Raw genomic sequence first — 13,735 nt, forward strand, 5'->3', positions numbered from 1 at the left:
TTTGCATCATATCGAGCTGGCGGTAAATGACGATCGTCCCGATACAAAGCGCAATCGAAAGCACGAACTGCCCCACGACGAGCGTCTGCCGGAACCCGACCCCCGATTGTACATTGACTGTCCCTTTCAGCACTTTGGCGGGCCGAAAGGAGGACAGAAAAAAAGCTGGGTACGCTCCCGCCAAAACACTGACCAACAAAGCGAAGCCGATGAAGTAACCCAAAAAAACAGGTTGATTCGTGGGCAGGCTCAATTGCTTATCGACCAGTGAGTTGAAAAAGGGCAGAAACGATTGAAAAATAACCAACGCCAGTAACAACGCCAGCGTCGTCAGCAAGAACGACTCGCTCAAAAACTGCCAAACGAGGCTACCGCGCAAAGCACCCACGCTTTTGCGGATGCCTACTTCTCGCGCCCGCTGCGAGGCCCGTGCCGTGGCCAGGTTGATGAAGTTGATAATGGCAATCAGTAGCACGATCAGGCCCACGGCCAGGAAAATCCTGACGTAAAAAATATCGCTGCGCTTACCCCAGTCCGTGCCGAAGTCGAATTTGGAATAAAGAAAAATATCTTTCAATGGCTGCAAATGCAGCGAGGCCTTGTTTTCGGTGTCGTGTTTGGCGATGTAGTGCGTGATTTTCTGCTCGAAAGCCGCCGCGTCGGTACCCGGTTGGAGTTCGAGGTAAGTGTGGTAGTTGTTGCTGTTCCACTTGTTGCCCCACTCGTCGTACTTCTCGACGTACTTGAAAGGCAGCATCGCGTCGAACTGCAAATGCGAGTTGGTGGGCGGATCGGCCACCACACCCACGACCGTCAGTGGCTGCTCGGTGTTCAGGGTCAGAACCTTTCCCAAAACAAATTGCTTTCGCCAATCGGAACCGTAGAACTGGGCGGCTAACTTTTCGCTGATGACGATTTCGTCGGGACTAGTCAGCGCTTTCGCCGGATTGCCCAGCAGCAGCTTGAAATCGAACATCTTGAAAAAGTCGTTATCCACGATCAGCATTTTTTCCGGTTCGATGCCCGTCTGTCCGGCTTGCAATAGGTAGCCCCACTGGCCCACCCGTACACTGTGGACGATCTCGGGATAGTCCGCCGTCAGGCTCGGGGCCAGTGGGCCGGGCGTGAACGCTACGGGATGAGTACCGTCGGCCTGCTGCTGAATTTCGGTGATGCGGTAGATGTCAGCGGCTTTGCGGTGGAAGCGGTCGTAGCTGTACTCGTCCTGCACGTGCAGCCCGATAGCCATGCAAGCCGCCAGCCCCACGGCCAGGCCAAAGATGGTGATGCCGCTGTACACTTTGTTGCGCAAAAGGTTGCGGTAGGCGATTTTTAGGTAGTTTTTTAGCATTGGGTTGTATGGTTTAGTTTGTTTTTGGGGAGGAAAGGAGGTCTTCGACTCCGCTCAGACTGACAATTGCCTTTGTCAGTCTGAGCGGATCGGGCCGCCGGGCGGTCGAAGACAGGCCTTTCACTCGCTCCTGAGACTCTTCACCGGATTCATCAGCGCCGCCTTCACGCTTTGGAAACTCACCGTCAGCAGTGCGATGCCCACGGCTAGCCCACCCGCCAGGGCGAAGACCCACCACTCGATGTCGATCTTATAGGCGAAATCCTGCAACCATTCATTCATCAGGTACCAGGTAAGCGGCGAGGCGATGACGATGGCCGCAAGTATTAGCTTGACAAAATCTTTGGAAAGCAATGCCACGATGCTGGCCACACTTGCACCCAGCACTTTGCGGACACCGATTTCCTTCACGCGCTGCTGCGCTTCGAAGGCCGTCAGACCGAACAAGCCCATGCAGGAAATCAGGATAGAAATAATGGTAAAAACGTTGACGATGCGGGCCGTGCGGGCGTCGGCGTCGTAGTTTTTCTGAAAATCTTCTTTGAGAAAACTGTATGTGAAGGGTTCATCGGGTACCAGCGTTTTCCACTTGGATTCGATGAAGGGCAGTACTTTGCTAGTCTCCGCCGTGTTGACGTGGGCGATGAGGTAGTTATAGCTATCCTCTGGATTTAGAAAAAAGGCATAGGGTTCGATGACCTGGTGTAAATCGGCAAAATGAAAATCCTGCACGACGCCTACTATTTCCAAAGATTGGGTTCCATCGGAGCCGTGGTTCAGTTTTTGCCCTACGGCTTTTTCCAGGGGAATATTAAATTTTCGAAGGATAGCCTCATTCACTACCATCGTTTTATTGGCGGTGTCGCCCATGAATTCTTTGGAGAGCATGCGTCCTGCTAACACTTTAAAGCCCAAGACTTCCATGAATTCGGGTGACACCCAGTTGCTCTTGGTCACCGCCTTTTCGCTGATTGTTTGGTCGGGGCGATAAAGTCCAAAATCGCTGGGGTTCAAAATCCCCGGATAGTAGCCCGTTCCCGCCGCGCCGGAAATTTGGCTGTTTTGCAGCAACTCGTTACGAAGCGCCCGGTATGCCTTACGCGACTGCTCGTTGCGGAGCGGAATGACGACCTGCTGATCTTGGTCGAAACCCAGCGGCTGCTCTCGCATGAATTTCATTTGCCCCTGAATCACAATCGTTGCCACGACCAGCCCGATTGAAATCACGAACTGAAATACCACCAGCCCGCGCCGCAACAGCGTAGCCGAGGCGGAGTTGGTAAATCTGCCTTTGATAACATCCAGCGGATTGAAAACCGACAGGTAAAAAGCCGGATAGCTTCCCGCCAACAAACCCGTCATCAGCGCCAGGCCCAGAAAAGCCGCCATGATTTTTGGCTGCAGCAGGTCGGAGAATTCCATCGTCTTACCCGACAACTGATTGAAAGCGGGCAAAAACAGCACGACGAGCACGACAGCCACCAGCAAAGCCAGCAAAGTCAGCACCATCGACTCGCCCAAAAACTGCCCGATGATCCCGCCGCGCTGCGCGCCCATGACCTTGCGCATGCCCACTTCGGCGGCGCGTTTCACCGAGCGCGCCGTAGCCAAATTCATAAAATTGATGCAGGCCAGGAGCAGCGTGAACAACGCGATGGAACCCAGCACGTAAAGGTAAGTGACGCTACTAGTCGGCGTAAGAATGGCATCGACTTTGTCGAACAGATGAATGTCTTTGACCGATAACAGAGCCATTTTCTTGTCCATGCCAGCGAGTTTCAAATCTTCGCGGGCGTACTTATTCACAAAAGCGGGCAACTTGTCCGTAAACTTGGCTGCATCGGCTCCGGGCTGCAAGCGCAGGTATGTGTAGAACATGTTATTGCCACTGTAATCCTGCTGTTGCTCTCGCAGAAAACTACCTACCCAACCCGCGTTGATCGACAGAAAATAGGGCGCCTCGATGTGCGAGCGGGCGCTTTCATCGCGATAAACACCCGTCACACGGTAGTTTTCGTTGAAACCCGACACCCCGCCGATTTTAATTGTCCGATTAAGGGCGGGTTGGTTGCCAAAAAGCTTTCGGGCCAATTTCTCCGACAGTACCACCGAATGGATATCGTCCAGCGCACCTTTGGAACTTCCTTCCGTGAACTGGTAAGTAAAAACATCGAAAAACGTGGAGTCCACCTGCAAGCCCGGTTTCACGTTGAAAGCCTTCAACGTCTTGCCCGATTCCTCGACGCGCAGCAGGGCTTCGTTTTCCAGGAAATTCTGCCAAACCCGCGTGACTTGCGTCACTTCGGGATACTCGGCCTTCATTGCTCGTGCGTAGGGCGAAGGCGCGCGCGGGTTGTCCATCAATTCGCCGTTGTAGGTATTTTCGCTACGCAGCAAATAGATGTCGTCGGCAAATTCGTGGTGGCGGTCGAACGACAATTCGCTGTTGATGTACAGCAGCAGCAACATACAGCACGTCATCCCCACCGACAGGCCGAAGACGTTAATGGAAGAAAACAACACGCTTTTGCGCAGATTGCGCAGGGCGATTTTGAGGTGGTTTTTTAGCATGGCTTGGGGTTTTAGTTTATTTTGATTTTACAGGAGGAGGGAGCGGGGCGCCCCGCTCGATCCTCCTTATTCTGAGCGCAGACTCTTCACCGGATTCATCAGCGCCGCCTTCACGCTTTGGTAAACCACCGTCGCCCAGCAAATTAGCAGCGTCAGCACACAAGCGGCCACGAATACCCAAACCTTAATGTCTGTTTTGTAGGGAAAACTTTGCAGCCATTTATTCATTGAGAAATAGGCGATGGGAATGGCGATCGGAAAGGAGAACAGGACGAGTTTGGTGAAATCTCTTGATAACAAAACCACCACGCTCGACACCGACGCCCCCAGTACTTTCCGCACCCCAATTTCCTTCACGCGTTGCTCGGTGGTGAAAGTCGCCAGCCCGAACAGGCCCAAGCAGGCAATCAGAATCGTGAGGATCGAGAAGGTCGTGAAAATCTGCCCCCGCAGCACGTCGTTGTGGTAAGCTGACTCGAAATCCTGATCCAAAAAGCTGTACTCGAATACTTTATTGGGGTAGGCCTCAGCCCATTCCTGCTTGATGAAAGCCACCGTCTGATCTACATCCTTTGCTGCTATTTTGACGTGGGTGACGGGTAGCGCCCGGTTGTAAAACATCACCAACGGCTCGATGGGATTGTAGAGCGATTGTTGGTGAAAATCCTTCACCACGCCAACTACCTGCGCCGTGGGCGGGGCTTCCTGGCCATCCTGCGGCAAGCCTCCCTGCATTATTTTTTTGCCTAGTGGCTCCTTCCAGCCCATCCGCTTCACGGCGGCTTCGTTGACCAACACGCTGTTGATTGTATCCGAAAGGATTTTTTCGGAGAAATCGCGACCCGCTACCAGTTCCATGCCCATCGTGCTTAGGTAGTCGTGGTCGATACCCACTGGTTTGAAGGCCATATCCTTCATGCCCGTGTTGGACTCGACGCCGAGAATTACCCGGCCGCCCATATTGCTGACGGGCGCTCCAGCGGTGGCCACTTTCTGGACATTGGGGTTGGCCAGCAGACTGCGGCGGAAAGCGTCGTAACGTCCTCGCGGCTGCTGGTTGTCGCGGTAATCGATGGTAAGTACCTGTTCGCGGTCGTAGCCCATATCCTGGTTTTGCATGAAGTCGAGCTGCTGGAAAACGATCCAGGTGCAAATGAGCATGACCAGTGACACTGAAAATTGGGTAACGACCAAGGCTTTGCGAAAGAAGCTACCACTGCGTCCCTGTGTGGCCCCTTTAAGGACGGCGGCGGGTTCAAAAGCCGACAGGTAAAAGGCCGGATAACTACCGCTAACGAAGCCCGTAAAGACTACGATACCCAACGCGATGAGCAGGAATTGCGGCTGCAGGAGTTGGGTGAGTCCTATTTCTTTACCCGAAACCGTATTGAAAAAAGGCAGCATGATCCCGACCATGACTACACTCACTACTAAAGACAAGGCCGTCATCAGCACCGATTCGGACAAGAACTGCCCGATCAACGCACTCCTAACCGACCCCATTACTTTGCGAAGCCCTACTTCCTTGGCCCGCCGCACCGAGCGCGCGGTAGCAAGATTCATGTAGTTGATACTCGCCAGCAGCAGCATAAAAAACGCCACCGCGCTGAACGTATAGACGTAGCCAATGTCGCCGTTGGTCTCGCCGTCCATTTTAGAATGCAGGTGAATGCTCGTGAGCGGCTGCAATTGGTAGGCGATTTTGATCCCCATTCGCTCGAAAATTGGAGCCATGTACTCTGCGTAGAGCTGTGGTGATTTATTCTCGATTATCTTCGGGTCGGTCCCTGGGGCCAGGGTGACGTAGCTACTCACGAAAAACCCGCCCCAGTCGTTGGCCTGCTGTTGTTGTGAATTGAGCGACAGCAAGGCGTTGAACCTGAAGTGTGAGTTCTTTGGTACGTCTTCCATCACGCCCGTCACGTTGTAGGAAGTCGTGTCGTTGGTGCGTAGCGTTTGGCCGAGCGCGTCGGCGGAACCAAAAAACTTCTGCGCCAGCTTCTGCGTCAGCACGATGCTGCCGGGCGCGTCGAGGGCCGTTTTGGGGTTGCCCGCCAGGAATTTATAAGTGAAAATGTCGAAGACCGTGGAATCCGTCGCGTAAATATCCTCCTCGGCGAATCGCTTTTCGCCCTGCCGGAAGGTCATCGTGCCGTTCGGGAAAAAGCGCACGTAGTTTTCTACGGCCGGGTACTTCTCTTTCATCGTCTTGACCGCCGGGGGCTGGAGACCTACCCAATGATTCACCTTGTCCGGCTCGTGGATTTCCGTCACGACGCGGTAGATTTGGTCGGCGTTTTTGTGGTAGCGGTCGAAGCTTAGCTCGTCCGTTACGTACAGCAGCAGCAGCAAGCCGCAGGTAATGCCGATCGTCAGGCCGAGGATATTGATAAGACTATAAAACTTATCTCGACGCAAATTGCGAAGGGCGATTTTGAGGTAGTTGGAGAGCATGGTTTTTAGGGTTTTGGTTTATATTTCTTGAAGAAGGAGGGGAAGAAACGGGGGCACCCGGCGGGAGGATGGAGCGGGGCACCCCGAGCCTCCTTTTCTCCTTGATTTATTCGCTTCTCAGACTCTCCACCGGATTCATCAACGCGGCCTTTACACTTTGAAAACTCACTGTCAGTAGCGCAACGGCCAGCGCCAGCACCCCCGACAGGATGAAGATCCACCACGGGATCTCGATGCGGTAGGTATAGTTTTGCAGCCAGTCGTGCAGGAAGTACCAGGCGATGGGTGCGGCTAATAGCGACGCGACACCGATGAGATAGACGTATTCTTTGGAAAGCATCAGCACGATACTAGATAGGTTGGCACCAAGTACTTTGCGGACGCCAATTTCCTTGGTGCGTCGCTCGGCGGTGTAGGCGGCAAGGCCAAACAGACCCAGGCAGGAGATAAAAATCGTCAGTAACGCGAAGGCATTGATGAGATGGCCGACGCGCTCTTCGCTGGCGAATTTCTTGCCGTATTCTTCATCGGTAAATTTGTAGGCAAAGGGGTAAGCAGGAGCCAGTTTCTCAAAAATCGCCTGAGTATTTGCCACCGCCTCACGGGTATTCGCGCCTTCCCGGAATCGCAGATTCAGGAAGCTCAGATGCTCCTGATCGAAGAAAACGCCCGTAGGCCGCACGTTTTCGTAGGGCGAATCCATGAGCACATCGCCGATGACGCCTATAACGTGGTAGGTCTTGCCAAAGTAGGTCACCCGCTCGTCCAGCGGATTGGTGAGATTCATGGCTTTCACAGCCGACTCATTCAGCAGCACGGCGACGCTGTCGGTGGCGAAATCGCGCGAGAAGCCACGCCCCGATTTTAGTTCTATGCCAAAGGTTTCAAGGTAGCCGTAATTGGCGCCGATGGTTACCAGACCGATGCCTTTGTCGCCGCCATATCCCACACCATTCATATTCCAGATGTCAGTCATCGGGGCCTGCGTCCCCACTATTGAACTCACAAATCCAGCATCGAGCAATTCCTGACGTAACACATTCTCTTTTTCTTTGAGTTGGGCTGGGAATTCGGCCATGACCAGATTGGCGCGGTCGTACCCTACCGCTCGGTCTTTGGTGTAGCGCAACTGCTTACCGATTACTAGTACACTAATAATAAGTAGGATAGAAATAGAAAACTGCAAACCCACCATTACTTTACGGGGAATGCCCGCGCTTTTCCCGATGCGTACCGTATTGTTCAACGCCCGAATGGGCTGGAAAGAAGACAAATAAAGCGCGGGGTACAGTCCCGCCGCCATACCTGTAACCAACGTGATGCCCAAGCCGATGAGCCAGGCCGACGGGCTGGCGTAAGGCAGCGCGATCGCCTTATCCGTTAGCGTGTTGAACCACGGGAGTAAAATAACGACCAGCAAAACGGCCAGAGCAAAAGCCAGAAACGACAACAAATTCGACTCGCCCAGAAAACGCGCCACCAGCCGTCCCCGCGTGGAACCGACGGCCTTGCGGATACCCACTTCTTTGGCCCGCTGTTCGGAACGCGCCGTGCTGAGGTTCATAAAATTGATGCAGGCAATGAGAAGAACAAATCCCGCCACCCACATAAAAATCCTGACGTAGTCGATTAGCCCGCCCGCAACCTTGCCGTTCTCTAACTTGTCGCGCAGCCGCCAGTCGGGCATGGCATGGAGCATGAGGCTTTGCTCGACCGTCTCGTCGTTGTTAGTCAGAAAGGGCGCGATCTTGGCGGTAAATTGTTCGGGCGCAACCTGAGGTTTTAGCTGAATGAACGTTCTGACCACGTTGTTGCCCCAATTGTCGTTCAACGTTTTGTAAAAATCGTTCAAGATCGGGTTAAGGCTGTATGGCAAGATGCAGTCGAATTCCAGCGTCGAGTTGGCAGGTACTTCTGCCAGGACACCCGTCACCTTCACGTCGATTTCGTTGTTGAAGCGGACGATCTTACCCAGCGGACTTGCTTCGCCAAACAGCGAAGTGGCGGCTTTCTGGCTCAACACGATAGAACGCGGATCGGCCAGCGCGGTGGCGGCAGTACCTTCGAGCAGCGGAAACGTAAACATTTTCAGAAAATCCGGGTCGGCCAGAATCACCTCACGGTAGATTTTCTTGTCGCCGGCGGTCAGCAGTCGTGATGCTGGATACTCAACGCGGCTGGCGTGAGCCACGTCGGGGTAGGTTTGTTTCAAGCCCTCCGCCAGCGGGTAGGGCGTGTTTTTGTTGGTGTTTATCGTGCCATCCTGCTCCGAATTCCGCCCGACCTGGTAGATCGTACCGTAGTGGGCGTGGAATTGGTCGTAGGTTAGCTCATCATGCGCCCAAAGTGCGGCCAGGAAACTGCACGCCATGCCCAGAGCGAGCCCGGCGATATTCAGGAAGGTGTAGCCCCTGTTTTTCCAAAGACTGCGGAAGGCGATTACTAAAGAATGGGAGAGCATGGTTTGGGGGTTATGGTCTAGTTTGTTTTTTGTTAAAGGGCCAACGGTTAAGGCCCCGTGGCGTTAAAGGGTTAACGGTTCTCGGGTTTCAAAAGGAGAGCCTAGAATGCCGATTAACCGTTTAATTCAAAGGGAAAAGTTGCCTATTCCGACCGAAGACTTTCCACCGGATTTACCAATGCCGCACGATACGCAATAAAACCGACGATCACCGCCGTAAGTACCAAGGTCAAAAGCCCCGCCCCCACGAATACGGCGGGCTGGATTTCGATGTGGTAGGCAAAGTTTTCCAGCCATTCACCCACGGCGTAGTAGGCAATGGGCGCACCGAACAGCAACGCGATACCCACTAATACCACGTATTCCTTGGTAGCCGATTGAATGATCGAGAACGGCGAAGCGCCCAGCACTTTTCGGATAACGATTTCCTTGGTGCGGGCCACGGTCAGGAACATCGAGATGCCCACAATGCCCAAGGCGGCTAACACCACGGCAATCAGATTGAAATAGAAAAGCAGATCGGCGGTTTGGCGGTCTTGTTGATAGAGGTCGGACACCTTCGCGCCCAAATATTCTACCTCCAACGGAAACGGCTCGTTCATGCCGTCATACGCCGCCTGGATATGAGCCAGAATATCCGGCGCGGCGGCGGCATTGTACTTCACAATGCTTCTGCCGTCCATGCGGACATTTTTGCTGACCATGATAAAGTAAGGGTTCACTTTCTCGTGCAGCGAGAAAAGGTTGATGTCTTCGAAGATACCCGCCACCGTGAACGGAAAACCGACCTGTCCGTTTTCGGCCACATACTCGGGTTCGGTGACGATGGTTTTGCCGATCAGATCGTTGACCGGAATCTTTTGCCTAGCAGCTAATTTTTTGGCGGCAGTCTGATTGATCAGAAGCGCGCGGTTCGACTCGCCCGCCCGGATTGGATTTTCCGGGAAGGTTTTTAATCCGTAGGCTTGCAGGGCGGCGTAGTCGAGGTAAAGCTGGTGCGCATCGTCGTAAATCTCGTCGGTTCCTTGTAGTTTATAAGTCAGTTGGTTGAAGGGGGTGATACCGAAAGAAGAGCCGTTGCCCACCACTTCCACCTCGGGTAGTTGCCGAAGTTTTTCCTGAAAAATAGCCAGATTATCGGGGGATGAATAGGCATACAGAATATGCTCTTTCTCAAATCCCAGATCTTTGTTCTCGACAAAATCAATTTGTCGGGTCACGAAGTAAGAGACCGAGGTAATAGAAATCAGGATGACGAATTGGCTAATGACCAGATACTTTCGCACCGGAAAATTTTGGTAGAGATTGCTCCGCAGATTTTCCTTGAAGAGACTCACCGTGTTGCGCCACGAAAGCAACAAAGCGGGCAGCACGCTCGATAACAGCCCAATTATTGCGGCCAGGCCGACGACCGTCGCAAAAGTACCCAACTCGGCAAAAACGTTGGCCTCGACATTGGTACCCATCAGCGTATTGAAAGACGGAATCAAAAGCGAAATCGCCAGGGCGGCCACGGGTAGAGCGATCAACGCCAATAATACGCCTTCCAGCACAAACTGCCCGGCGATGGCAGCATTCATGGCCCCCAGTGCTTTGCGGACGCCGATGGATTTGCTTTGTTTCGATTTTAGCGCCAGGGAAAGATTGGCGTAGTTGAAGAGCGTAATGATGATGATAAAAACCGCGAAGCAGCCAATCAGCACGATGTAGTTGCGATTGCCCGGTGGTTTCAACTCATACAACAGATTAGAATCGAGGTGGATATCGGTAATGGGTTGCAGGAAGTGGCCCTTGTACAGCGGATCTTCGACTAGCCCCGGATTGAACAGAGGAACGGCGGCGTTGATCTGCTTTTCGGCGGCGGCTCCGTCATAACCGTCCTCGGTTTGCACGTAGATTCGGCTCCCCCAATAATCGAGCTTCGGCTGGCTCAAAACCATGTTGAAATCCACGTGCGAATTGAGCGGTACATCGTCGATAATTGCGGCCAGCGTGTAGTTTTCGCCATCTACCCTTATTTGCCGCTGCGTGAAGTCGGGTTGATTCAACGCCTCTTCGCCGAAGAGCTTCCTTGCCGTAGATGCTGTGAGGATCACTTTGCCGTAGCCATTGGCAAAGTCCTGAAAACTACCCTGCCGTAGCTGCCAGCTAAAAACGGAGGTAAAAGCCTGCGGCGTGTTGGTTGTCAGAATATTGTTTTCCTGAATCTTTTGCTCGCCAGCCTCCACAAATTCCAGGGCGTCCGAAGTGATGAACTGCACGGCGTCTTTCACACCCGTTGTCGCCTTCAGCGCCGCTATTTGTAGACGCTGTTCGTGGCCATTGGCGTCGCTCCAATTGGCAAAACCAATCACGCTGTACCCCTGTGAGCGGTAGTTGCGCGCCATGCGATAGACCGACTCGGCATTTTTGTGAAAGGTATCGTAGCTCAGTTCGTAGCGGATGTAGCCAATCGCGGCGTAAGCCACAAAAAGGCCAATGGTCAGACTCACCAGATTGATTAGGGTGAACGAGCGGTCGCGCAGGTAGGCGCGTAGGGTGATTTTCAGAGTATTTTTCAGCATGGTGGTTTTGTAAAAAAACCTATGCCTAAAAATTACTTTACTGAAAATCAGATTTTTACAGAAAATTAAAGACAAAAAAACGTCCGATTTCGGACACTTTGGTTCGGAATCGGACAGTCGGGCCAACCTTTCGCTCAAATCATACTCTCAATTTTTGTTATGCATCCTGCACCGATTATATTTGCTGATAATCAATAGATTATTTCTAAAGCCCTTCTTAATAAAAGAATAATGAATCAAAAAACTATTTCCCGCCGCCTGGCCTGGGTTTTGCTTGGTATAGGCTCGGTAATCTCCTGCAAAACCAAAGAAAAACCCACTGAAAAAACGCCCATTTCGCAAATCATCTGCGGCACCCAGCCGACCGACAAGTCTTGGTATGGCTCCGGCCAGAAAGCCCCGCTTTTCGATAGCCTGGGCAACCTGAGTTTTCCAATTACGACCGCCAATGAAGAAGTACAGCGGTACTTCAATCAAGGTATAATGCTGGCCGTGGGCTTCAACCACGCCGAGGCGGCGCGCTCTTTCTATGAAGCCACCCGACTGGATTCGACTTGTGCGATGGCGCATTGGGGCTTTGCTTACGTACTTGGCCCCAACTAAAATGCGGGCATGGAACCCGACAACTACCAACGTGCCTACACCGCCGTACAACGAGCGATACGGCTATCGGCAAACACTACCGACAAGGAAAAAGCGCTCATCAACGCACTAGCCAAACGTTACTCAGCCCAGCCTGTGGACGACCGCACGCCCTATGACCAATCCTACTCGCAGGCACTTAAGCAAATCCACCAACGCTTTCCCGATGACCCAAACATCGCCGCTCTTTACGTAGAATCTATCATGGATCTCCATCCCTGGGATTTGTGGGATAAGGGTGGAAAAGCACGTCCCTGGACGCCCGAAATCCTCGGGCGATTGGAAGATATAATGGTCAGTCATCCCGGCCACATCGCCGCGCACCATTTTTATATCCACGCCGTGGAAGCCTCCAAAACGCCCGAACGTGGCCTGAAAAGCGCCGAAGTACTGGGTAAGCTGGCACCAAACGCCAGCCATTTGGTACACATGCCTTCGCATATTTATATCCGCACGGGTTATTACCACGAAGGATCGCTGGTGAATCGGCGGGCGGTTGAGGTGGATAGTGCCTACATTACTGGCTGTTCGGCGCAAGGGGCTTTTCCGCTTACTTATTTTCCGCACAACTACCACTTCCTGGCCGCCACAGCTACCTTGGAAGGCAACAGCGATTGGGCCATAACGGCGGCGGATAAAGTGGCCGAGAACACCAATAAAAGGCTGATGGCGGAGCCGGGATGGGGTACTTTACAGCACTATTACACCATACCGTATCATGTGGCGATCAAGTTCGGAAGATGGAATGAAATCTTGCGCCGGGCGGAAGCGGATACCGTTAGCCTGAAATATCCTACCGCCATCCGCCACTACGCGCGGGGTATGGCCTTTGCAAGTCAAAGAAAAGCTGCCCAGGCCAGAGCCGAATTGAAAAAGTTGGAGCAATTGGTAACTGACCCGGACATCGCCAAACTGACGATTTGGGACATTAATTCGATGACAGCTATTCTCGAAATCGCCCGCCGCGTGCTGGAAGCTGAGATTTTGTCGCTGGAAAAAGATTTTGCTGGTAGCGCGCGGCTACTCCGCGAAGCCGTGGCGCTGGAAGACCAGCTCAACTACAACGAGCCACCGGACTGGTTCTTCTCGGTGCGTCACAGCCTGGGTCAGGTGTTGCTGAGAGCCGGGCGCTACGCCGAAGCAGAAGCAGTGTACCAGCAGGATTTAGCGAAGTTCCCAAAGAACGGCTGGGCTTTGTCCGGTCTGTACATCTCACAACATTCTCAGGGGCAAGAGGCGGAAGCTCGACAAACGAGGGCGGCATTGAATAAAGCCTGGGAATGGGCTGATCCAAATCTCAAGGGAAGTACCGAACCTATAATTTGAAAGTGTGCCGATCGCTGGTAGTGGTTTTGGTATAAACATCAGACTTCCGGCTTAGCCAGCAACACATCAATGAAATTATCATTGTTTCATCGCTAGCTAGTTGGCTGGAATTTCATTCAAAGTGTACCAGGCCTCCGAAGCCCACAGAGGCTGCCCGGCCACCGAGCGCAAATCATCCGGCAATCGGAAATACACCACGTTTTCTTTTCGCAGATTCGGGATTTCCAGATATAGCCGGGTGCCGTCGTCCGAAAGCGACATCCGGCTCACCTTCATGTCCGTCAAATCCATTTTCGGTCCGCCGTATTTTGGCGTAGGCTGGTACCACCACTGCTGAATCAGCATTTTCTGAAAATCAGCCTTGAT

At 52.9% G+C, this 13,735-nt stretch carries 7 protein-coding genes and 1 pseudogene; 2 read left to right on the top strand and 6 right to left on the bottom strand.

Going from position 1 to position 13,735, the window contains the following annotated elements:
* The 5 genes from ACEW8P_RS02835 to ACEW8P_RS02855 form a co-directional block, all read right to left on the bottom strand.
* Window positions 1-1,351 (bottom strand): ABC transporter permease (locus ACEW8P_RS02835; protein ID WP_373511599.1); only part of this gene is annotated, 1,351 nt, incomplete at its 3' end.
* 120 nt (window positions 1,352-1,471) lie between these two features.
* Window positions 1,472-3,922, bottom strand: a complete 2,451-nt coding sequence (locus ACEW8P_RS02840; RefSeq protein ID WP_373511600.1) for an ABC transporter permease — start codon at window positions 3,920-3,922, stop codon at window positions 1,472-1,474.
* A 66-nt stretch (window positions 3,923-3,988) separates the two neighbouring features.
* Window positions 3,989-6,376 carry an ABC transporter permease gene (locus tag ACEW8P_RS02845; protein WP_373511601.1) on the bottom strand — a complete coding sequence of 796 codons (2,388 nt, stop codon included), beginning with the start codon at window positions 6,374-6,376 and terminating at the stop codon, window positions 3,989-3,991.
* 106 nt (window positions 6,377-6,482) lie between these two features.
* Complete coding sequence (locus tag ACEW8P_RS02850) at window positions 6,483-8,837, bottom strand: ABC transporter permease (protein ID WP_373511602.1); 2,355 nt, start codon at window positions 8,835-8,837, stop codon at window positions 6,483-6,485.
* 143 nt (window positions 8,838-8,980) lie between these two features.
* Window positions 8,981-11,401 carry an ABC transporter permease gene (locus ACEW8P_RS02855; RefSeq protein ID WP_373511603.1) on the bottom strand — a complete coding sequence of 807 codons (2,421 nt, stop codon included), beginning with the start codon at window positions 11,399-11,401 and terminating at the stop codon, window positions 8,981-8,983.
* Window positions 11,402-11,632: 231 nt separating this feature from the next.
* Here ACEW8P_RS02855 and ACEW8P_RS02860 point away from each other — a divergent pair, with 231 nt between their 5' ends.
* Together ACEW8P_RS02860 and ACEW8P_RS02865 are read left to right on the top strand one after the other, a co-directional pair.
* A complete protein-coding gene (locus tag ACEW8P_RS02860) occupies window positions 11,633-12,004 on the top strand; it encodes a hypothetical protein (protein ID WP_373511604.1) in 372 nt (123 codons plus the stop codon).
* A gap of 9 nt (window positions 12,005-12,013) precedes the next feature.
* Window positions 12,014-13,369, top strand: a complete 1,356-nt coding sequence (locus ACEW8P_RS02865) for a hypothetical protein (protein ID WP_373511605.1) — start codon at window positions 12,014-12,016, stop codon at window positions 13,367-13,369.
* Window positions 13,370-13,465: 96 nt separating this feature from the next.
* Here the strand turns inward: ACEW8P_RS02865 and ACEW8P_RS02870 are convergent.
* Window positions 13,466-13,735, bottom strand: a pseudogene (locus tag ACEW8P_RS02870) (cytochrome C); the annotation flags it as partial.

The sequence above is a fragment of the Persicitalea sp. genome (assembly GCF_041751555.1).
GTDB lineage: Bacteria > Bacteroidota > Bacteroidia > Cytophagales > Spirosomataceae > Persicitalea.

Coding starts and splice junctions, on each gene's coding strand:
- ACEW8P_RS02850 (WP_373511602.1), bottom strand. CDS start 8,837: ATGCTCTCCCATTCTTTAGTAATCGCCTTCCGCAGTCTTTGGAAAAAC.
- ACEW8P_RS02855 (WP_373511603.1), bottom strand. CDS start 11,401: ATGCTGAAAAATACTCTGAAAATCACCCTACGCGCCTACCTGCGCGAC.
- ACEW8P_RS02860 (WP_373511604.1), top strand. CDS start 11,633: ATGAATCAAAAAACTATTTCCCGCCGCCTGGCCTGGGTTTTGCTTGGT.
- ACEW8P_RS02845 (WP_373511601.1), bottom strand. CDS start 6,376: ATGCTCTCCAACTACCTCAAAATCGCCCTTCGCAATTTGCGTCGAGAT.
- ACEW8P_RS02840 (WP_373511600.1), bottom strand. CDS start 3,922: ATGCTAAAAAACCACCTCAAAATCGCCCTGCGCAATCTGCGCAAAAGC.
- ACEW8P_RS02865 (WP_373511605.1), top strand. CDS start 12,014: ATGGAACCCGACAACTACCAACGTGCCTACACCGCCGTACAACGAGCG.